The sequence below is a fragment of the Rhodococcus sp. MurmanLake-1 genome (assembly GCF_056945715.1).
On the sequence record NZ_JBWZNF010000001.1, the window covers coordinates 612,057 to 631,381 of the forward strand.

The 19,325-nt window shown below is 61.7% G+C and carries 21 protein-coding genes; 8 read left to right on the forward strand and 13 right to left on the reverse strand.

Translation table 11 applies throughout. From position 1 onward, the window contains the following. Nucleotides 1-28: 28 nt before the first annotated feature. The 4 genes from AC2ETI_RS02685 to AC2ETI_RS02700 are packed head-to-tail and all read right to left on the reverse strand — an operon-like array spanning nt 29 to nt 3,437. The gene (locus AC2ETI_RS02685; protein ID WP_269577293.1) at nt 29-676 is read right to left on the reverse strand and encodes an isochorismatase family protein; all 648 of its coding nucleotides are present in this window, start codon (nt 674-676) and stop codon (nt 29-31) included. A gap of 36 nt (nt 677-712) precedes the next feature. Further along, the gene (locus tag AC2ETI_RS02690; protein ID WP_483633528.1) at nt 713-2,377 is read right to left on the reverse strand and encodes a (2,3-dihydroxybenzoyl)adenylate synthase; all 1,665 of its coding nucleotides are present in this window, start codon (nt 2,375-2,377) and stop codon (nt 713-715) included. Between the two features lie 41 nt (nt 2,378-2,418). After that, entirely contained in the window at nt 2,419-3,219 is an 801-nt protein-coding gene (locus tag AC2ETI_RS02695) for an SDR family oxidoreductase (protein WP_483633529.1), read from the reverse strand. Next, nucleotides 3,207-3,437 carry a phosphopantetheine-binding protein gene (locus AC2ETI_RS02700; RefSeq protein WP_003942230.1) on the reverse strand — a complete coding sequence of 77 codons (231 nt, stop codon included), beginning with the start codon at nt 3,435-3,437 and terminating at the stop codon, nt 3,207-3,209. Before AC2ETI_RS02700 ends, AC2ETI_RS02695 begins: the two co-directional genes overlap by 13 nt. A 201-nt stretch (nt 3,438-3,638) precedes the next feature. On the opposite strand from AC2ETI_RS02700, the gene AC2ETI_RS02705 reads away from it, so the two are divergent. Further along, nucleotides 3,639-4,796, forward strand: a complete 1,158-nt coding sequence (locus tag AC2ETI_RS02705; protein WP_269577295.1) for an isochorismate synthase — start codon at nt 3,639-3,641, stop codon at nt 4,794-4,796. 7 nt (nt 4,797-4,803) lie between these two features. Here AC2ETI_RS02705 and AC2ETI_RS02710 read toward each other — a convergent pair whose 3' ends face one another. Beyond that, nucleotides 4,804-5,202: a DUF1801 domain-containing protein gene (locus tag AC2ETI_RS02710; protein WP_020907486.1), complete on the reverse strand. Its 399-nt coding sequence runs from the start codon at nt 5,200-5,202 to the stop codon at nt 4,804-4,806. 202 nt (nt 5,203-5,404) lie between these two features. Here AC2ETI_RS02710 and AC2ETI_RS02715 point away from each other — a divergent pair, with 202 nt between their 5' ends. Together AC2ETI_RS02715 and AC2ETI_RS02720 are read left to right on the forward strand one after the other, a co-directional pair. Continuing rightward, nucleotides 5,405-6,352: a hypothetical protein gene (locus AC2ETI_RS02715; protein ID WP_254664923.1), complete on the forward strand. Its 948-nt coding sequence runs from the start codon at nt 5,405-5,407 to the stop codon at nt 6,350-6,352. A gap of 47 nt (nt 6,353-6,399) precedes the next feature. Beyond that, the gene (locus tag AC2ETI_RS02720; RefSeq protein ID WP_019748146.1) at nt 6,400-7,056 is read left to right on the forward strand and encodes a thioredoxin-like domain-containing protein; all 657 of its coding nucleotides are present in this window, start codon (nt 6,400-6,402) and stop codon (nt 7,054-7,056) included. Between the two features lie 35 nt (nt 7,057-7,091). On the opposite strand, the gene AC2ETI_RS02725 is transcribed toward AC2ETI_RS02720, so the two are convergent. Beyond that, nucleotides 7,092-7,556, reverse strand: a complete 465-nt coding sequence (locus AC2ETI_RS02725; RefSeq protein WP_020907483.1) for a hypothetical protein — start codon at nt 7,554-7,556, stop codon at nt 7,092-7,094. Continuing rightward, the gene (gene dapB, locus AC2ETI_RS02730; protein ID WP_019748144.1) at nt 7,553-8,317 is read right to left on the reverse strand and encodes a 4-hydroxy-tetrahydrodipicolinate reductase; all 765 of its coding nucleotides are present in this window, start codon (nt 8,315-8,317) and stop codon (nt 7,553-7,555) included. The genes AC2ETI_RS02725 and dapB overlap by 4 nt, the downstream gene beginning before the upstream one ends. A gap of 102 nt (nt 8,318-8,419) precedes the next feature. Between dapB and AC2ETI_RS02735 the strand changes: the two genes are divergently transcribed. Together AC2ETI_RS02735 and AC2ETI_RS02740 are read left to right on the forward strand one after the other, a co-directional pair. After that, entirely contained in the window at nt 8,420-10,459 is a 2,040-nt protein-coding gene (locus AC2ETI_RS02735; RefSeq protein WP_483633530.1) for an ABC transporter ATP-binding protein, read from the forward strand. Beyond that, the gene (locus AC2ETI_RS02740) at nt 10,456-11,190 is read left to right on the forward strand and encodes an energy-coupling factor transporter transmembrane component T family protein (RefSeq protein ID WP_483633531.1); all 735 of its coding nucleotides are present in this window, start codon (nt 10,456-10,458) and stop codon (nt 11,188-11,190) included. The genes AC2ETI_RS02735 and AC2ETI_RS02740 overlap by 4 nt, the downstream gene beginning before the upstream one ends. On the opposite strand, the gene AC2ETI_RS02745 is transcribed toward AC2ETI_RS02740, so the two are convergent. After that, the gene (locus tag AC2ETI_RS02745; RefSeq protein ID WP_483633532.1) at nt 11,156-11,812 is read right to left on the reverse strand and encodes a TetR/AcrR family transcriptional regulator; all 657 of its coding nucleotides are present in this window, start codon (nt 11,810-11,812) and stop codon (nt 11,156-11,158) included. The genes AC2ETI_RS02740 and AC2ETI_RS02745 overlap by 35 nt on opposite strands. Nucleotides 11,813-12,037: 225 nt before the next feature. On the opposite strand from AC2ETI_RS02745, the gene AC2ETI_RS02750 reads away from it, so the two are divergent. Both AC2ETI_RS02750 and AC2ETI_RS02755 read left to right on the forward strand, forming a co-directional pair. Beyond that, nucleotides 12,038-12,982, forward strand: a complete 945-nt coding sequence (locus tag AC2ETI_RS02750; RefSeq protein WP_483633533.1) for a metal-dependent hydrolase — start codon at nt 12,038-12,040, stop codon at nt 12,980-12,982. Next, complete coding sequence (locus AC2ETI_RS02755; RefSeq protein WP_483633534.1) at nt 12,982-14,145, forward strand: DUF7802 domain-containing protein; 1,164 nt, start codon at nt 12,982-12,984, stop codon at nt 14,143-14,145. Before AC2ETI_RS02750 ends, AC2ETI_RS02755 begins: the two co-directional genes overlap by 1 nt. A 62-nt stretch (nt 14,146-14,207) precedes the next feature. Here AC2ETI_RS02755 and lplAB read toward each other — a convergent pair whose 3' ends face one another. After that, complete coding sequence (lplAB, locus tag AC2ETI_RS02760; protein WP_019748138.1) at nt 14,208-15,257, reverse strand: lipoate-protein ligase LplAB; 1,050 nt, start codon at nt 15,255-15,257, stop codon at nt 14,208-14,210. A gap of 181 nt (nt 15,258-15,438) precedes the next feature. Between lplAB and AC2ETI_RS02765 the strand changes: the two genes are divergently transcribed. Next, entirely contained in the window at nt 15,439-15,942 is a 504-nt protein-coding gene (locus tag AC2ETI_RS02765) for a Type 1 glutamine amidotransferase-like domain-containing protein (protein WP_092764474.1), read from the forward strand. On the opposite strand, the gene AC2ETI_RS02770 is transcribed toward AC2ETI_RS02765, so the two are convergent. The 4 genes from AC2ETI_RS02770 to AC2ETI_RS02785 all read right to left on the reverse strand — a co-directional run bounded on the left by AC2ETI_RS02770 (nt 15,934) and on the right by AC2ETI_RS02785 (nt 19,279). After that, complete coding sequence (locus tag AC2ETI_RS02770) at nt 15,934-16,269, reverse strand: hypothetical protein (RefSeq protein ID WP_483633535.1); 336 nt, start codon at nt 16,267-16,269, stop codon at nt 15,934-15,936. The genes AC2ETI_RS02765 and AC2ETI_RS02770 overlap by 9 nt on opposite strands. 798 nt (nt 16,270-17,067) lie before the next feature. Further along, nucleotides 17,068-18,153: a pentapeptide repeat-containing protein gene (locus AC2ETI_RS02775; protein ID WP_483633536.1), complete on the reverse strand. Its 1,086-nt coding sequence runs from the start codon at nt 18,151-18,153 to the stop codon at nt 17,068-17,070. 46 nt (nt 18,154-18,199) lie between these two features. After that, nucleotides 18,200-18,739, reverse strand: coding sequence for an ATP-binding protein (locus tag AC2ETI_RS02780; protein ID WP_483633537.1), 540 nt, complete (start codon nt 18,737-18,739; stop codon nt 18,200-18,202). A 24-nt stretch (nt 18,740-18,763) separates the two neighbouring features. Continuing rightward, the gene (locus AC2ETI_RS02785; RefSeq protein WP_220388527.1) at nt 18,764-19,279 is read right to left on the reverse strand and encodes a Mu transposase domain-containing protein; all 516 of its coding nucleotides are present in this window, start codon (nt 19,277-19,279) and stop codon (nt 18,764-18,766) included. Between the last annotated feature and the right edge of the window lie 46 nt (nt 19,280-19,325).

Below are 19,325 nucleotides of genomic sequence, written 5' to 3' on the forward strand. Positions count from 1 at the left end.
CGGGTGGCGCACCCGTCGCCGTTCACGCCTACGCCGAAACCGTTTCCGCGCTCATCGCCTTGACCAGGTCATCGGTTCGGGTGACCGAGGCGCAGCGCCCGGCCGCGTACTCGAGGGCGCCGACATGCTCGCCCAGGGAGAAGTCGGCCACCGCGTCGCCCACGAAGAAGATCTGCACGTCTTGCATGAACCCGTCCAAAGCAGTAGTCAGGCAACCGATGTGGGCATAGATTCCGGTGATGATCAGCTGGTCACGCCCGCTCTCGCTCAGCCGCTCACGCAGATCCGTTTTGATGAAGGCGCTGTAGCGCCATTTTGTGAGCATCACGTCGTCCGGATGCGGAGCCAACTCGGCGATCACGTCGGTGTGAGCGGGATCTGCCTTCAGACCCGGTCCCCAGAAATCCGACAGCAACGCACGCTCCTCGGGATCCTGATCTCCGGGTTGCGCGGTGTAGACGATCGGGATTCCGGCAGCTCGCGCCGACGAACGAAGCCGGTCGATGTTCGGAACCACGGTTTGGAGCGGGTCGACGCTTCGGTCGTACGCGTTCACGAAATATTCCTGCATGTCGTGCAGAAGCAGCACCGCTCGGGAAGGATCGAGAGTCCAGTCGACCCGATTCTGCGGAAACTCGGTGGGCATCTCGTATCGCACTGCTGTGGGTAGCGCCATGATGAATCTCCTCGAAAATGTGGGGGTGGGAACCGATCAACTCGACAGAGTCTGTGCGGCAATCGATTCGCTGAGAACACGGCGCAAGGCCGCCTTGCTGGTCTTTCCGACGCCGGTGACGGGGAACTCGGTCACGAACTCCACTCGATCCGGAACCTTGTACGCCGCAACGCCTCGGCCTCGTATGTATCGCTTGATCTCGCCGACGGTCGGTGCATCTCCGGAAATCACCAGAACGGCGCAGGTTCGCTCGCCCAGGTACTCGTCGGGAACAGCGACGACGGCCGCATCGTGGACAGCAGGATGCGAGAGCAGGTGGTTCTCGATCTCCTCGGCGGCCACCTTCTCGCCGCCGCGGTTGATCTGGTCCTTTGCGCGGCCCTCGACAATCAGGTGTCCCGTATCGGTGACGCTGACCAGATCGCCGGTGCGATAGAAACCTTCGGCGTCGAAGACCTCGACGTTGTGCGCATCCGCCCGGTAATAGCCACGGATCGTGTATGGCCCCCGAGTCAGTAAGTGCCCCGTGGTTCCGGGCTCGACGAGCGCGCCATCGTCATCGACTACACGAACCTCGTCGTCCGGTGAAATGGGCCGGCCCTGCGTGCTGACGATCAATTCTTGCGTGTCGTCGAGGCGGGTGTAGTTGACCAGACCCTCAGCCATGCCGAACACCTGCTGAAGGGTGCAGCCCAGCTCCGTGGGTACGCGTGCGGCAGCTTCGGCGCTGAACTTCGCTCCGCCGACGCCGAGAACCCGCAAGCTCGACAGGTCGTGATCTGCCTTGCTGGGGGCGGCCATCCAGGCCAATGCGATCGGTGGAACCAGCGACGCGTGCGTGACTCGCTCTGATTCGATCAGACCGAAAGCTGTGGACGGCATGGTGTCCGGCGCCAGAACCACGGTGCCGCCCGCGTGGAAGACACCCAGGATGCCCGGCGAACTCATCGGAAAATTGTGCGCAGCAGGGAGAACCACCAACATGCGCGTCGAATCGTCGACGCCGCAGATCGGGTTGGATGCCCGCACCGAGTAGAGGTAGTCGGCGTGCGTTCGCGGAATCAGCTTCGGAACACCGGTCGTGCCACCGGAAAGCTGAAGAAAGGCGACCGACAACGGATCGACGTCGGCAAGAACGGGAACCTCGTATCCGCGCAGCGAATCGAAACCGACAAACTCTTCGGGGTCACCGGCCACGATCACAACAGGCGGAGTCTCGAGGCCTTCGTTCACCTCACGCGCCAGTGCGCGGTAGTCGAACCCGCCATGACGGTCGGCGACGATATAGGCAGCGACATCGGCGAACTGGCAGAAGTATCCGATTTCGGTTCGGCGATGCGCCGGCAACCCGAATACCGGCAGGGCGCCGAGCTTCAACACACCGAACAATGCTTCGACGTATTCCACGATGTTCGGTAGCTGCAGAAGCACACGGTCACCGGCGCGAACACCCAAGCCGGACAGGCCTCCGGCCACGGCCGAGCTGCGACGATCGAGGTCGCAATACGTCAGCCGTGTTTGTGCCCCGGTGGCATCGCTGCCTACCACCGCTTCGTTGTCGGGATGCCGTGCGGCCGCGGCCGTGATGAATCCGGCCAGCGTCTCGTCAGTCCAGTAGCCTCGTTCCCGATAATGCGTCACCAATTCGGGTGGATACTGTGCGACGGGCGCCAAGGGCTCGCGAGCGATCCTCGATGTCATGCAAGTGACTCCTCTTCGAAAGTACTGTCAGCAAATACATCTCACGCTTTTAGCGTCGCTCCGCCGTCGACGTACAGCGCCTGCATGGTGATGTGGGCCGCCCGGTCGGACAGCAGGAAGTGCACCGAGTCCGCGATATCGTCTGCGGTGGCAAGTTTTCCGAGCGGAATGCCCAGGCGATAGCCCGCCAGATTGCCCTCGATGACCGCATCGGCACCCGAATCGTCGGAAGGGTCCGACCACAAAGACCGCTGCATCGCTGTGTCTGTGGAACCCGGAGCGACAACGTTGACACGAATCCCGTCGACAGCCAACTCCAGACCCGCGGTTCGAACCAACATGGTGGCAGCAGCTTTGGACGAACCGTAAGCACCCATCCCGATACGTGGGACACCGGCCGCGTTGGACGAGACCACCACGATCGACCCAGCCCGCCGGCGACGCATTTCCAGTCCCACACTTTGCAGAACGTTGAGCAATCCGAAGACGTTGACGCCGAATAAATTCCGCCACTGGTCTGGATCGGAGTCAAGCACCGATCCGGTGTCCAGAATTCCGGCGACGTGCGCGAGCGCGTCGATCCGGCCGAACGTATCCATCGTGGAGGCCACTGCAGCATCGACTGCCTGCCGATCGGTCACGTCCACGACGTGACTCTCGATATCGGCGCCTTCGACGATTGTTTCTGCCAATTCCGCAGTTGCCCGCTTCAGTTCGACGTCGTCGCGATCGAGAAGTGCCAGCGAATACCCGTCGCGCGCAAGAGTCCGGGCCACTGCGGCGCCGATCCCCGCCGCCGCACCGGTGACCACGGCAATTCGGCGATCGCTCACTGCGGGCACAGCACCTGAACCCAGGCATTGATGGTCGGTTCTTCTGCCAACTCCGCGAAGTCGGCATCCGCGCCCGCTCCTCGCCAGCGTTCGACGAGCGTCATCAAGCGAACCGAGTCCAGGCCTTCGTCACCCAGGTCCGCGTCGTCGCCGAGTTGTTCTGCCCTCATCGACAGAACCTCGGCGACGTCGCGCACGATCTGGTCACGGTCCACGGTGTTGCTCATCGGTCTCCTCGAGTAGTGGTCGACGCGCTCAGATCGAGCCAACCCACCCCTCGTGTCGACCCCGTCCGCACGCCTTTACTTTAGGCCAGCCTAACCATAACGGTACGGAAGTACACAACCCGGATGCTCACGACACAAATTCACCCAAACTAAGGCTAGCCTCAACATAGCAAGTAATCCTGTCGAACTGGAAGGGTGTCCATGTCAGCACTCGCCGAAGTCTCCGAATTCCCGTTGCGCAACAACCGGACTGACGATGAAACGGACTCCGTTTTCCTGCTCTCACGTAGGCAAACGTCGATCCGTACTTCGGGAGTAGTCGAAGAATTCGACTCGGCCTTCGACGCCGCTGAAGCCCTCAAAACGGGGCGCATCGACTCGGTCGTCGGAGCCCTGCCGTTCTCACCGGAGACGGCGTCCGCCCTCACCGCGCCACTGAGTTTCACACGAGTCCGCGGTGATCTATATCACTCGAACGTACCGACGCTACCCACTTCGCGGGTAGCCGGATTCGAACCCAGCGCGCAGATCCACACCGACAGAGTCCGCGGCGCCATCGAACGTCTTCGAGCAGGCGAACTCGACAAAGTTGTCCTCGCACGCTCCCTGACCATCGAGGCCGAGTCCACAATCTTGCCCGCCGCTCTGGCCGAGAAACTGATTGCACTCGATCACGCGCACAACGGTTTCTGCGTCGACTTGTCCCCCGCCGGAGGAAAGTACCGCGGGCGTTCGCTGGTCGGCTCGACGCCCGAGGTTCTGATCGAACGGCGAGGCGACGTCGTCACCTGCCACCCGTTGGCGGGCTCGATTGCACGGCACCCGAATTCGGATCAGGACGAGGCGAATGCCGAGCAACTCCGCGCGTCGACCAAAGATCTCGCCGAACACGCGTTTGTCGTCGACTCCATCAGCGCGATACTCGGACCACTGTGCACATCATTCAATGCACCCAGCGCACCGGAACTCCTTCGGACACCGCAACTGTGGCACCTCGGGACCAAGATCGAAGGGGTCCTGGCCGATCCGAGCCTGACCTCGCTCGAGCTGGCAATGGCGCTGCACCCGACCCCCGCCATCTGCGGAACACCGACGGGCGCCGCACGCGAGCACATCACCGCGACCGAAGGGGACCGCGGGTTCTACGCCGGTGCCGTGGGCTGGTGCGACCGAACCGGAGACGGCGAGTGGATGGTGGCTATTCGTTGCGCCGAGATTGCAGCAGACGGCCTCTCGGCGCGGGCGTACGCAGGCGGCGGAATCGTCGCTTCCTCCGATCCGGAAATCGAGCTGAGAGAGACCAGTACAAAATTCCGCACGTTACTCAGTGCGTTCGACCTCGCTGAACATCAGCTCTGACCAGGCATCACTTCTTCGAGGTGTTCAGGGCAATCGCGGCGTGAACGAGTGCCTTGAACGCCTTTTCGTCGACGGCTTCACCTTCGTGAAAATCGATCGCCCGTCTCGTATTGCCCTCGAGGCTGGAGTTGAAGAGACCTGAGGCGTCGTCGAGTGATGCGCCTTTGGCAAAAGTCACCTTCACTGCACTCTTGTAAGTCTCACCGGTACAGATCATTCCGGCGTGGTACCACACGGGAACTCCTCGCCACTTCCATTCCTCCACCACATCCGGATCCACCTCTTTGATCAGAGTTCGTATCCGGGAGAGCATCTCGCCCCGCCAGTCTCCGAGTTCCTCGATTCGCTGGTCGATCAACTGAGACGGGGAATCTGCGCCTTGCTTTTCGGAATCACGCTTCGCCATCGCTTCGTCACTTCCTGCTCGTTGCCGCCGATCTCCGGTGAGTCGAGTATCCCCTCCTGCACCAACATTCACTCAGCGAATCACTGACGCATCACGACGTCTCGGCAAGCGCGATTTCTTGGAATTCGGACAAAGTGAGACGGACGTCCAGTATTCTCTGGGTACTAAGTCCCGATTCTTCGGCCCGGAGGACTGCATCGTGATGTGGAATCGCCCGCTCGCCCATTCAGTCGCTGCGGCTGCCGGATCGGTTCTTCTCGCCGCCGCAGTCGTCGGCGTTCACACTGTTCCGGCGGCGGCGCAACAGGCCCCGCGCGTCTTCGACGTACTGTGCACACCCACCGATGAAGGCCTTTCCGAGCTGTCCGGACTCACCGTCACCGCGGCCGGGATATACGCAATCGGCGACAGCGGCTCCGATGATCGAGTCGCCGAACTCGATTCGAACTGCCACGTTCAGCGCTGGATCAGCGTGGGCACCCCTCGTGTCGATGTCGAGGATCTCTCGTCGACTCCCGACGGCCACCTGTGGCTGGCAGACATCGGCGACAACAACGCGGTACGAACGTCGATCGGGCTGATCGAACTCGATCCGACTTCAGGTGCCGCGACCTCCTACCCCCTGGTTTATCCGGACGGGGCGCACGATGCCGAGACACTGCTGATCCAGAGCGACGGGCTTCCGGTCATCGTCACCAAGGATTACCTGGGCGCAAGCGTGGTCTACACAACCGCTGAACGACAGCAGGTTCAGGATCTGAGTACGGCGTCGCCGACCATGTTGGCCAAGGTAGGTCAGCTCAGATTTACTCCCACCCTCACTTCCGGTGGACCGGTCCCCCACGCCGGAACGATGGCTGTCACCGGAGGCGCCGTGAGCAAAGACGGCACGGTGGTAGCGCTGCGCACCTACACCGATGTCTACCTCTACACAGCTCCCGACGGTGATATCGCGAAAGCCTTGACCACCAAGCCGATTCGTGTGCCCCTTCCCGACGAGCCACAAGGTGAAGCGATCGCGTTCGACGCGGCCGGTGATCTGATCAGTGGCTCCGAGGCATACCAAGGGCCGCTGCCTCCGCTCCGAATTCTTCGAGGCGCCAGTGACATCGCGCTCTCGGGCGGAACCACAAGCTCTCTCGGGTCGTAGTCGATTCACGTCTCGGGAAAGCGGACAGGCGCCGCTATCATGGCCGAGTGAACAAACAACTTCGAGCAACAGTGGCGATCTCGACAGTTCTCGCGCTGGCTTCGTGCGCGAATTCTCTCGAAGGAACACCTCGACCGGATGCGTTTGTTCCGAGCGTAGACAATCCGGATCCGTCCGAATCCATCGACGGAGTTGTCACGGTCGACTACCCGGCAGCTCAACACGTACGGCCGAACGAACGTGTGGCGTACACACATTCACCGCCCTTCGGTGGTCGCCATGATTCGGTCTGGGCAAACTGCACCGGAGTTGTCTACCCGCAAGCCATTCGAACCGAGAATGCGGTCCATTCCCTCGAGCACGGGGCAGTGTGGATCACGTACAACCCCGACCTGGTCTCGAGTGAGGATCAGGCGCGCTTGGCACAGCGAGTCGAAGGCATGAGCTACACCTTGATGTCGCCGTATCCGACCCTGGATTCGCCGATCTCGCTGCAGTCCTGGGGCCGTCAACTCAAACTCGACAACGCTGAGGACGCTCGCATCGATCAATTCGTCTCGGCGCTACGAGTCAACCCGAACACGTATCCCGAAGTGGGCGCGACGTGTTCGGTGCCGATGACTAGCTTCGACCCGAACAACCCGCCGCCATTCGACCCCACCACTCCGGATCCGTCTTCTCCCGCAACAGTTCCGGAGCGGTAGCATCCCAGCAGACCCCTGTTCCTAGCAGGGAGATACTACTTGCCTCGCGACCGACGTTCCAGTTCCACTGCGCGGCGCATGGTTTCCCGTGCCCGGCTTCGGTCACCGGCATAGTCGTAGGCGCGAGCGAGTCGGAAGTTCTGCTTCCAGTTGTCCGGGTCTGCTTCCCAGTCGACCTTGATCTGAGCGAACAACTCGTCGGCAGCCGCCCGCTCGATCCGGCCCGAAGGCAATTTCGGAAGTGAAGACGCATCGACAGCGAGGCCCTCGTCGTGAATCTGCTGCGCGAGGCGTTGGTGTGTGAAGCCGGCACGAAGGGTGGCGATGACGAGCCACAGCCCCAGGAACGGCAGGATCAGCACGCCGATCCCGAGACCGATCGCGGCGCCGCCTCCGTCTTGGATGAGCTGGATTCCGCGCTGGCCGAGCAACACGAAGTACACCGCGAGCGCGATACAGATCGCAACGATCAACGCGAGGGTGCGGGTGGTCTTGTTCATAGATCGAGGAAGGAATCGATACCGACCGTCAGGCCCGGACGTGACCCGATCTGGCGGACACCGAGCAGAACGCCCGGCGCGAACGAATTCCGGTCGATCGAGTCGTGGCGAATGGTCAGCGTCTCGCCCTGAGTTCCGAGAATCACTTCCTGATGCGCGACCAGTCCGGCCATCCGCACGGAGTGAACCCGGACTCCGTCGACGTCGGCTCCACGCGCACCCTCGAGCTCGGTCGTGGTGGCGTCAGGGCTGCGTCCGACGCCTGCTTCCGCGCGAGCTTCGGCGATCATGGCGGCCGTTCGGTATGCGGTGCCCGAGGGAGCATCTGCCTTGTTGGGGTGGTGAAGTTCGATGACCTCGACGGAATCGAAGAAGCGCGCCGCGGCAGCCGAGAAGCGCATCAACAACACAGCACCGATGGCGAAGTTCGGGGCGATCAGAACACCCGTTGCAGGCTGCTCGTCGAGCCAGGACTGCACAGTCGCCAGCCTGGACTCGTCGAAACCGGTGGTGCCGATCACGGCGTGAATTCCGTTGGCCACGAGGAATTCCAGATTTCCCATGACGACGTCGGGGTGCGTGAAATCGACGACTACCTGAGTGCGGGTGTCGACGAACGTCTCGATGCGATCACCGGTATCGACCTGAGCGACAAGTTCCAGATCGGGAGCAGCTTCCACTGCCTCGCAGATCGCTCGACCGACCTTGCCCTTGGCTCCCAGAACCCCGACCCTGATGGGTGCTGCACTCACGTCTTCCACGCTCCGTCCGATGCATTGTTTGAGGTGAAGCCTACGCAATCGTGCCGATGCGCTCACCATCAGTCGGGCAGGAGTTATGTCACCACTGGCACACTGGACGTAGTGAGCAACCGTCCGCAAGTCCGCGAAACCGGCAACCTTCGACCACTCGAGTTGGCAACGGGTGCCGTCATGGCCGGATTCACGGTCGCGTTGTCCGTCATTGCCACGGTCATCCCCATGGCCAGCGCCCTCAACCTCGTGGCCGCCGTTCCGATGGGAATTGTTGCCCAGCGCTTTCGAGTCCGCGCCGTGATGACCGCTGGCGTCTCGGCTACTGCGGTCGCTTTCGTCGCAGCGGGTTCGGGATCTGCGGCGGCGGTCGCGCTGAGCGCTCTCCTCGGCGGAATCATCGGTACGGTCAAGCGGCGCGGTCTCGGCTTCATCTCCGCGTTGCTGTCGTCGCTTGTCATCGGACCCGCGCTGGCGTTGTTCTCCATAGTCCTGTTGCTTGTTCTCGCGCCCCTGCGCACCTTGTTGTTGACCTCGCTGGAGAACACCGCGCTGGGCGTGGCCGCAATCTTGAAGCGTGCCCCCACGCTGGTCGGCGCAGCCGAATGGATCGAGAACAGCATCGGCTCGATCATCGACTACTGGTGGTTGTGGATCGGCGTGTCGATCATCTCCGGAATCGTCCTCAGCACCGTCGTCTCCTATTTTGTCCTCGGTGCCGTCCTCGATCGATTGGCTGCACTCCCCTCGGCCGACCCGCTCCAGACAGCACCCGACGACCGTCCGATCGATCCGCTACCGGTCACTTTCGATCACGTGGGCTTCACCTATCCGGGTGCATCGACGCCGGCGCTCGTCGACGTCAACTTCACGGTCCGACGAGGAGAGTTCGTCACCGTCGTCGGCCACAACGGCTCGGGCAAGTCCACACTCACCCGGTTGCTCGCCGGTCGCGTACCGACCGTCGGGAGCCTGACGAGACCCGGGTCCGCAGGCCTCGGCCGACACGGCGGAACCGCCATTGTCCTGCAGCGACCGGAGAGCCAGATCCTCGGAACCCGCGTCGCGGACGACGTCGTCTGGGGGCTTCCGCCCGAGTCGCATCCCGACGTCGATGCACTGCTGGCCGAGGTGGGACTCGCCGGCATGGGCATGCGCGAGACCTCAGGGCTGTCCGGCGGCGAGATGCAACGTCTGGCGGTTGCTGCCGCGCTGGCGCGGCGCCCCGCTCTGCTGATCGCGGACGAAGCCACCGCGATGGTCGATCAGGCCGGCCGGGAGGAATTGGTCTCGCTCCTCGCCGAACTGCCCCGGCGCCATCCGATGGCCGTGGTTCTGGTCACCCATCACCACGCCGACACCCGCAACTCAGATCGGGTGATTCAACTACAACGCGGACGGCAGATCGATCACCAACCCGGTTGGATGACGTCGACGTTCGCGGGTCCGCCGTCTGCGCCGTGGCCGGCCGGCACTCGAACGGTCCTCCAACTCACCGATGTCACCCACACCTACAACGACCGGACTCCGTGGTCGCGGCGCGCACTCTCGGACGTGAATCTGACCATCGGAGACGGGGACGGGCTACTGGTCCTGGGCGGCAACGGTTCCGGTAAATCGACCCTGGCCTGGATCATGGCGGGCTTGATCGCACCGAGCCGGGGAACCGCGGTCTTCGACGGCAAACCCGTCTCGCGTCAGCTCGGCACTGTCGGTCTGACGTTCCAACACTCGAGGCTGCAGCTGCAACGCCGAACCGTCGCCGAAGACATCGAGGCCGCCGGTGGTCCGGAGATCGGATCGGTGCAAGTCTCCTGGGCGCTCGACGCCGTCGGACTCGACCGTCACATCGCCGGCCGCAGTATCGACGAGTTGAGCGGCGGACAGATGCGACGCGTCGTACTGGCCGGTCTCCTCGTCCGCCAACCCCGCGTACTCATCCTCGACGAACCATTGGCCGGTCTCGATCCACCCGGCCGACACGAAATCCTGAACGTACTCAGGTGGATTCGTCGGAACGGAACCGCAGTAGTCGTCATCTCCCACGATGTCGACGGCATGGATGCCGTCTGCAGCAGAACAATTCGACTGTCGCAGGGTCGCATCCTCGACCCTGCCGCCAGCAGCGCCTTGGAAGGATCGACGACGTGACAACACTTCTGCGCGAAGTCCCGACTTCATCGCCGATCCACCGATTATGGGCCGGAACGAAGATCGTTGCCGTCGTTCTCGTCAGCATCGTGGTCGTGGCCGCGCCGTCCTGGCCTGCGATCGGCGTCGTACTGGGATTGTTGTTGCTGACCGCGGTGATCGGACGCATCCCCCCGACTGCAGTTCCCCGACCTCCGTGGTGGTTGTGGGCGCTGATCCTGCTCGGCGCGTTGATCAACCTTCCGATCGGCCTCGACGCGGTGTTCATCTACCTGCAAGCTGTGACGTTCGGTCTTGTATTGCTCTGCGTCTCACTGATGTTGGCGTGGACCACGTCGATGAGCGACGTGGCGCCGGCACTGGCAACGCTCGGTAGACCGCTGCGAATATTCAAGATCCCGGTCGACGAGTGGGCCATCGCGACCGCCCTCTGCATTCGTTCACTTCCGCTGTTGATCGACGAGATGCTCACCCTGGTAGCGGCGCGACGACTGCGCCCGAAAGCTGTGGTGAACAGCGCGGCCGACAATTCGATAGTCGACCTGATCACCACAACCATGTCCGTGGCAATTCGGCGGTCTGCCGAAATGGGCGAAGCAATCTCCGCTCGCGGGGGCACTGGACTGATTGCGGCGTACCCCAAGCGCCCTCAGCTCGCCGACCTGTTCGCACTGACCGTCGTCATCGCCGCGTGCGTCAGTGCCGTTGCTTTGACGATATTTCTGCGCTGATCGGGTCATCGCTGACAGAATTTGCCTGGGCGATGATCGCAGAACCCATCCAGCGCCGTAGGTATCGCCGCAGTTCCTCATCGCTCCGCGGTGGGTCGCCAGGCGCGAGGAAAAACGACTGCATCGTCCGCAGGACGTATTCGACCAGTTCCTGAAGTGACGCGTCGTCGTAGCCGTAATGCACCCAGTCCACGTCGAAGCGGTTGATCATCGCCATTCCGAAGGCTTGCGCCTCCTGAGAGGTCAGACCCTCCGGGTGCAGACTCGTATTCGTGCTTGTGAGAAGGATGCCGAGATGCGGTGTTCGGTGGACCTGAGTCAGTGTGTAGAGAACACCCTCGGTCATCGCCTCGACGGGATCGTCGATGCCGCTCACGTGTGTGGTGAGTCGATCGAGGTAGCCGTCGACCGACGCGATCGCCGCTGCCCGCATCAGAGCGTCGGCGCTGGGGAAGTATCGATACACGGTCTGCCGGATCACGCCCAGTGACTCCGCCACGTCGCCGATGCTGATTTCCGAACTCGTCCGTCCGATCAGCTCGACTGCGGCCTCGACAATTCGACGTGACGCATCTTCGTCGTTGTCCGGTGGATTGCCGCCCCACCCACGCCTTCGTGCCACTGCCCACTTCCTCGCTCGAACGAGGCTCGAACCATGTCTTTGCGCTCGAAGTCCAAGAGCCACAGGCTAACACAGGCAGGTTTTGCATCTGCTTTCCCCGAATCCACTCCCGTCATCGAAAGTGAACATACAACTGCACATCAATATGTATGATTACCGCCACACGTGGCTTCGAGTGCCAGAGCGGCCACCTGACCAGCCCCTCCGAAAGACGAGGTTCGACAAGTGACCAACCTTCAGCCCCGAAAGATGGATTTCGGATTCGAGGATCATGACGTTCCCTTCCTGTGGAACCCGGAGAATCCGGCCTGGTCGAGCATGTCCAACGCGGTCTCGTTCCTGGCCATCGGTTTCGAAAAGATGATCGTGAAGATGATCATGCAAACCAAGTCGCGGATCAGTGATCCGGAGGTCGCCGAGGAAGCCGTGGCATTCATGCGTCAAGAAGGCCACCACTCGACCGCCCACCGCCAACATGTGAAAGCTCTGATCAGGCGATACCCCGGACTGCAGAACACACTCGACGCCGTGATCGGTGAATTCGATCTGCTCACCGAGGCGACCTCGTTGAACTACCGGCTCGCGTACACCGCAGATCTGGAGGCGACCTTCACACCGGTGTTCAAACTGATGCTCGACAACGAGGCGACCTTGTTCCGTCCGGGAGACGACCGCGTCGCATCACTGTTCATCTGGCACTTCGTCGAGGAGGTCGAGCATCGCAGCTCGGCACTGATCATCTTCAATTCCGTTGTCGGAAGCGAGCTTTACCGGATGCGAATGGCGCCGTCGATCTTCGCGCACGTCATGAAGGTGATTCGCATCGCCTGTGCAGGGTTCAACCAGCACGTTCCACTCTCCGAACGGCAAGTCGACTCACTGTCGATGTTCGCCATACACCGCACCAAGCAGAAGATTCTGACGTCGTTTGCGCCCTACCTGACCAAGGGCACCATGCCCCGCGCCTTCGATCACCTACAACTCGGCGAACAACTCGTCGCGCTCGGCGGAGTCTTCCGCAGCCAGATGCCCAATCACAACCCGGACCACGAGAAGCTCCCCGCACTGGCCGACCAGTGGTTCAAGCGTTACGACGACGGCTACGACTGCACACGCTGGTACACCGCCGAATCTCAGGCACAAGAGTCGATCACGTCAGGGGCCAACTGATGGCAGAGCACTGCTCCCCCACGTTTGCCCAACTGGCAACAGAACTCGGTTTCTCCTGTCAGGAAGCAGGTGGACTCGTCGAGTTCCGTAACCCGGCGGCCCTCGAGAACTGGACCCTGCCCGTACTCGAATGGACGATCATCGTCGGCTCGGTACTCGCACTGGTCTTGGCGATCGTGCGACTGCGCCGCAACGGCGACCCCACCAACCTGGTCCTTTGGTTCGGCGCCACCGCCTACCTGTTCATCATCGAGCCTCCGCTGTACTTCCCGGCAGCGTTCGGCATCGAAGAACAAGTGGACACGATGTTCGCGCACAACGTGTTCACCGTCGACTTCATGTGGGGTCGACTGCCGCTGTACATCATTGCCATCTACCCGCTCATGGCGACGTTGGCCTTCGAAATAGTCAGAATGCTCGGCGTTTTCCGCAAATACGGTCCACTGCTGGGTGCAGTCTGCGTCGGCTTCGTCCACCATGCGTTCTACGAAATCTTCGATCACCTCGGACCCCAGTTGCGGTGGTGGGAGTGGTCGACGTCGAACCCGATCAACCAACCCATGTTCGACGCGGTTCCACTCCCCAGCGTGGTCGTCTTCGCCGCTCTGTGGCCGATGTCGTTGGCATTCTGCGTCCAGTACTTCGTCGGACGGCATGTCGATGCCGGCAAGCACTTCTCCGGGCTTCAGTTGGTTTGGCGCACCATCGTGATCGGCCTGCTGGCCTCGCTGGGCACGTTCATTCTCCCGCTCCCGGCGACGGTCTTCGGGATGGGCAGTGACACCGTTCGTGGGTTCCTCTACGCGGCAGAACTCGCCGTCCTCACAGTGGTCGCGATCGTGGTTCTCGTCCGCCAGTGGAGAAACCTGCGCTCGGCAGAATCGAACGCTCCTGCACACACCAACAGGTTCGTCCAGATTTACAGCGTGGTGTACCTGGTTGTCATGGCCGTACTGTGGGCGAGTGCGCTTCCGGACTTCTTCGACGCAGTCGAAGGTTCCACCAGCGCTGGAGATCCCATCGGGAACCTGTGGTACACACTGGCGTGCTTCGTCATCGCAATCCTGTGTGTGAGCGCAACTTTCACCATTCCGGAGAGGAACTCCGTCGTCGACGACGACGCTGAACTTCTTAGGGCAAACTCAACGACTCCGGCCAGCTAGGTCGACCGGGGCGAGACCTCTGGGGTCTCGTCCCGGTTTGTCGGTGTCTCGAGACAACGGCGTCACGGGACGCGGTGAGTCCACGCTTCGGTGCTGAACTTCGTGTCCACCAGCTTGCGCGCCTGCTCCAACTCCGAGTCCGTGTAGTCGCTGTCACGGGTGTCGTACTGGCCGCGGAAGTGCTGCGCAAACGACTCCAGGATCGCTGCACGCGTCATTCCGGTTTGAGAACGCAGCGGATCGACCCGCTTGGCTGCGCTCTTGGTTCCCTTGTCCGACATCTTCTCTCGTCCGATTCGCAGCACCTGCGTCATCTTCTCCGCATCGATGTCGTAGGCCATGGTCACGTGATGGAGCACGGTGCCGGACGCGAATCGCTTCTGAGCGGCGCCGGCGATCTTGCCCTTGTCCGAGGCGATGTCGTTGAGCGGCACGTACCGAGCGTTGATACCGACCTCGGCAAGCGCTCCCATGACCCACTGATCGAGAAACGCGTAGGACTGCTCGAAACTCAAACCTTCGACCAACGACGCCGGTACTGCCAACGAGTACGTGATGCAGTTGCCCGGTTCCATGAACATCGCGCCGCCACCGGAGATTCGGCGCACCACGCCGATGCCGTGCCGCGCAGCCGCCTCGGAGTCGACCTCGTTACGCACGGACTGGAACGATCCGATCACGACCAAGGGTGAGTCCCAGTCCCAGAAACGCAATGTCGGCGGACGCTCACCCGATGCAACCTCACGCGCGATGACCTCGTCCAGCGCGACGTGCATCGCGGGATCGAGAACCACCGGTGGGATGAGGTCGAACGTGTGATCCGCCCAGCTCGTGGCGTGACCGAGTGCGCGCCGGATCGCGATGCCGACCGACTGCGGCGTGAAGCCGATCATCGAGACGGACTCGTCGAGCGCACTGGAGATAGCTTGTGCCAACTGTTCTGCATCCGAGTCGGCGGGCATTCCGCGCAACGCCGCGTTGATGTCGTCGAGCGCACTGTCGGGCTCGAGGAAGAAGTCCCCCGAGACTGCGACTTCGGCCAGCCGACCGTCCGCCACCTCGACGTCGACCGCGACCAGTTTTCCACCAGGAACCTTGTACTCTCCACGCATTCGTCCAGCCTATCCCTGTGCGATTCTCTGCGGTGAGCGCCGTCGAAGATCACACCGCGCGCGCAGTGCGCATCGGTTCGACCGGAAGGGCGATCAGGCACTCACACCTGTAAACCGCTGTGCGGCTGCATGATGCGAGGCGAGAACAGCACGTGTCGGCCTCTACCCATAAGGTCGACCGATGCCTCTGCTTCTGCTCTCCCTCGGCATCGGCGCCGTCCAAGACTTCATCTCCACCCACGTCGACCGGGAACCCGGCGAGATCAATATCGGCTACATCAACGATGCATCGCTCCCCTACTCGGGCGAAGAATTCGTCGCCGCCGAACACGAGCAACTCGCTGCGCTCGGATACTCCCTGACCGACATCACTGCCGGTGACCACGACCAAGCAGGTACGTTCCGATCCGTCCTCGACGAACTCGATGCCGTCTACGTCGCCGGCGGCAACACCTTCGTGCTCATGTCCGCGTTTCGCCGTAACGGCACCGGCAACGCACTCGTCGAGAAAGTCCGAACCGCATTGCCCTACATCGGATCAAGTGCTGGTTCGATCATCACCGGTCTCAGCATCGAACCTGTCTCACTGATGGGCGATCCGTCCGAAGCACCCGATCCCGCCGAGCGCGTCGGACTCGCCCTCGTCGACACCAACTCGGCGATCGCGGAATCCGATTCACCTTAAGACGCGAGCAACACGATCCCTGCCCGCTACTCCGGACCTCAGGAGATACCCGATCTTCGTCCGCCCCAGGAGACTGGACAAGGGCCACATGTTGGTCAGGAAGATCTCGGCAAAGAGTTGAATCGCTCCGGCGCTTGCCGCGTCGAACTGATCTGCCAACTTGTCCCAAAAATCCCGACCTCCCTCGTCAGGACTATCGACGTAGATCGCTTTCAACTCCTGAAAGTTTGCGACCGACCAGACCGGCCGGCCGGGAGTGAGCACCGAATCACCCCGCAGGTAACCGGCGACGATCAGTCGTCGTCCCACCGCTTCGAGTTCATCCAACCCGGCTCCACCCTTGGTCGTGTACTCACTTATGATCGGTATCTATACCCGACCACGCTCCCTGGTTGTGTCACCGCATGCGAGAAGAACCGGTCACCACCAGCGATTCGGCGAGCAATTCCCGACGGCGAATCCCGCAGCGCGTATATATGCGTGCACCGATGCGCGCACGCGGGCCCGCAAGAACCCTTTCCCATGGCAATCAGTCGGAGTGTTCCAGTCCCCCGGTTCGGGACGCCTCAGTGGTCACTGCCCTTGCCGCACGACCTACGGCTGCGGTCTGATGATGATGTCGGCATAGTGCGGGGTGTCGTGAATGTATTTGTTTCGCACGAAATTTCGGGCTGTCTGGCGGCTGTTGGCTGTATCGGGTTGAGAATCTCGTCGAACTTCAACCGAATCCGATCGTTGGGCATATGCTCCCACGAGCCCTGCTTATCCACTTCATCGGGAGCTCGATCCCGAGCCGCGGAGCCACGCCAGGAAACTCGCAGGATGGGCGTCTCGGTGCGGTCATGTCGGCTCCGTCGGGCAGGCTGGCCACCAGCGCAGCGGCTTGTTTCTCCGACAAAGCGAAACCCCGGTCCCAGTGGAGGTACCAATACCTCATCGAAGCGGCTTGGTCCTATTGGAGGCAAGCTGGCGTCCATGCGGGGAAATTGCATCGCTGCAGTGAGCGCGGACCAAGTTGATCATCGACGGGAAGCTGAAAAGGACGTCGAAGCCGGAGATCAAGAAGCTCACAGCGCTCAATACACCGATCCCGTTCCTGGACAAGCAACTCTGTTCTAGATGTTGTTAGCGGCGTACCCAAACTGCGCCATCGTCCAGCTTCTTTGCTGTCGAGGGTGTGAAGCCAGTTGGCCATATGGTTTTGTCCGAATAGACGGTCTCGCCCGTGAGATGGTCGTCGACGAAGTTGTCGGCATCTCTGAAACTGGCACCACGAAGGTTGGCGGCACCAAAGCCGGCTTGCAAGAAGATGGCGCGATCGAACACCGCGCCCTCCGCGAGGGTACGACCGAAGTTCGTTCTAATTGCCATGACTCCGGAAAGATTGGCGTTGCTGAGGTCGGCCCTACTCATGCTCGCGAACACAAGATTCGCCGAGCTGAGGTCAGCGTCTCTCAGTATTGCGCCGTCGAGGTGAGCTTCTGCAAAGTTGGCCTGACTGAGGATCGTGCCAACGAGAATCGAGTCTCTCAGGTCGGCTTTGGTGAGATCTGCATTTGGGAGAATCGCTCCGCTCAGGTCGATGACGATCTTGCTCCGCTCGTCGATGGCTGCCTGTTTGGTCCAATCGTCTTCGACTCTCCTCCACGCTGGAATGCGCTCGCGAAAAACACTCACCACGGAGCTTCGAACCGCACCTTCGTCAGCCTGAAAATCTCCTGCTCCCGCGTCGGTACGGCGGTTCGCACGAAGGTACGAACACAGCAAGTGGGCGCAAACTCTGGCTTGCGAATGCGAATGCTCCTTTTGCCCAGTGAGCTCGCCGTGACTGAACCAATCGTCGACCAATGCCGCGAGGGCGTGGACACCGGCTTCCCTCACCGCCCCGTTGTGGTCCCCGAGTTGTTGTGCTGCGGTCGTATACCTGTCTCGGAGGTTCGTCTCTCGGTCTCGATCCATCGTCAGTTGATGATGAATACCGTCAAGCGCGCGTGTCTTTGCGCCGTTGTGCAGCGCCAAGAGGCCCGCGGCGATTGCTCCAGCGCCAGCGACTGATGTCGCCAATGGCTGTGCTGCCAGGTCCCAGAATTCAGCTGATCCGGGGACCTCGAGGCTCCGGCCGAGCAGGAAGATTCCGGCGCCGACCACAGTGCCGAAAGCGGCTCGCGCTGGGTATGTGACCCATTTCGACACGTCGGTTCTTTCCGGCATTGAGGCTCCTGCTCCGATTTTACCTCGGCAACAGGGTCAGCCCCTGCTACAGCTCGTACCCAGTATCTCGTAACTGCAATGATTCCGATGTCGCCTGACGAATCGGTCCAACTACCGTCGGTCCCCGCTTGTTGATTAAGTCGCGGATGGAACGCCGGTAGCATCCCAGCGCGGCATCCAAGGCCGATAGGTCGTATCCGGGACCTATGCAGTCTGGCGTCGGTTCCGCCGTCGTGATTGGAGTGGCGACGGCAGCGTCGATGGTTTCCCGAAGCAGGGTTGTCTCGCCTGTCTGGACGTACTCGAAACGACCCACACGAACTGCTCTCGCAAATCCCCCACCCCTGACCGTTGAAGACTCCAGCTCCCAGATATGCCACATCTCTCGACTGAGTGACGGTTGATCGTCGAAGTTGCACTCCTCCACTGATTTTCGTGTCGGAAGTCCGGCCAATCGGATACGGTTCTGAGTGCCGGACGATTCCCTCGCCGTGACTTCTCGCGACAGCACGGCGGCAAGGTAGTCCTCGTGGCTCCATCCGTCGCTGCGGGCCTGATCCGCGAGTCTTGCTGCCGATTCCCGCATCCGCGGCGCACATCATTGCACGGCCTAATCGTTACATGATGCAGTACAAGGGAATTCAGCTCCGAACACTCGGTCGTAGTCGCCCAGGTCCCGCATCAACCGATCCTGATCTTCGGCGGCCGGCGTCGGGTTTTGGCATTTTTCTCGCAGCCTGGCTGCTGATTTCACGTGTAGTGGATCGGTGACGGTCAGCCCCCGTAACCATCGCCGTTCGTGCTCGGCGAGGACTCGTCCTTCACGAGTGACCGCTACCTGGCGCAGATCCGCAGCGACCTCGACCAGGTGTCCGATCGCCCAGGGGTCTACCGAGTAGTCGTTTCCGTGGACCCGAACGTAGTAGTCCCGCGGCAGACGGATCTGCGAGTATGCGGCGGTGAGCGGTGGAACCGGCGGCAGTGACAACATCGCCGCGGTGTCCACGGTCACCAAATCTATTGGGCGACCGCCGATCCGGCGGACAACGCGAGAATTCGCGATCGGGAGCCAGTCGGCCAGTTGGGTGTTGAGGTCGTCGGGTGAATGAAATGTTCGACCGGGCATGAACGAGGTCTCCTTCAAACTGGTTGGCGCGCTCGACGATTCCTTT

Excerpts from the sequence above, each read along its gene's own strand:
- AC2ETI_RS02710 (WP_020907486.1), bottom strand. The coding sequence starts at position 5,202 with ATGGCGAAGCGTGATTCCGAAAAGCAAGGCGCAGATTCCCCGTCTCAG.
- AC2ETI_RS02765 (WP_092764474.1), top strand. The coding sequence starts at position 15,439 with ATGCCTCTGCTTCTGCTCTCCCTCGGCATCGGCGCCGTCCAAGACTTC.
- AC2ETI_RS02780 (WP_483633537.1), bottom strand. The coding sequence starts at position 18,739 with ATGCGGGAATCGGCAGCAAGACTCGCGGATCAGGCCCGCAGCGACGGA.
- AC2ETI_RS02705 (WP_269577295.1), top strand. The coding sequence starts at position 3,639 with ATGTCAGCACTCGCCGAAGTCTCCGAATTCCCGTTGCGCAACAACCGG.
- AC2ETI_RS02785 (WP_220388527.1), bottom strand. The coding sequence starts at position 19,279 with ATGCCCGGTCGAACATTTCATTCACCCGACGACCTCAACACCCAACTG.
- AC2ETI_RS02725 (WP_020907483.1), bottom strand. The coding sequence starts at position 7,556 with ATGAACAAGACCACCCGCACCCTCGCGTTGATCGTTGCGATCTGTATC.
- AC2ETI_RS02685 (WP_269577293.1), bottom strand. The coding sequence starts at position 676 with ATGGCGCTACCCACAGCAGTGCGATACGAGATGCCCACCGAGTTTCCG.
- AC2ETI_RS02700 (WP_003942230.1), bottom strand. The coding sequence starts at position 3,437 with ATGAGCAACACCGTGGACCGTGACCAGATCGTGCGCGACGTCGCCGAG.
- lplAB (WP_019748138.1), bottom strand. The coding sequence starts at position 15,257 with ATGCGTGGAGAGTACAAGGTTCCTGGTGGAAAACTGGTCGCGGTCGAC.
- AC2ETI_RS02775 (WP_483633536.1), bottom strand. The coding sequence starts at position 18,153 with ATGCCGGAAAGAACCGACGTGTCGAAATGGGTCACATACCCAGCGCGA.
- AC2ETI_RS02755 (WP_483633534.1), top strand. The coding sequence starts at position 12,982 with ATGGCAGAGCACTGCTCCCCCACGTTTGCCCAACTGGCAACAGAACTC.
- AC2ETI_RS02690 (WP_483633528.1), bottom strand. The coding sequence starts at position 2,377 with ATGACATCGAGGATCGCTCGCGAGCCCTTGGCGCCCGTCGCACAGTAT.
- AC2ETI_RS02715 (WP_254664923.1), top strand. The coding sequence starts at position 5,405 with ATGTGGAATCGCCCGCTCGCCCATTCAGTCGCTGCGGCTGCCGGATCG.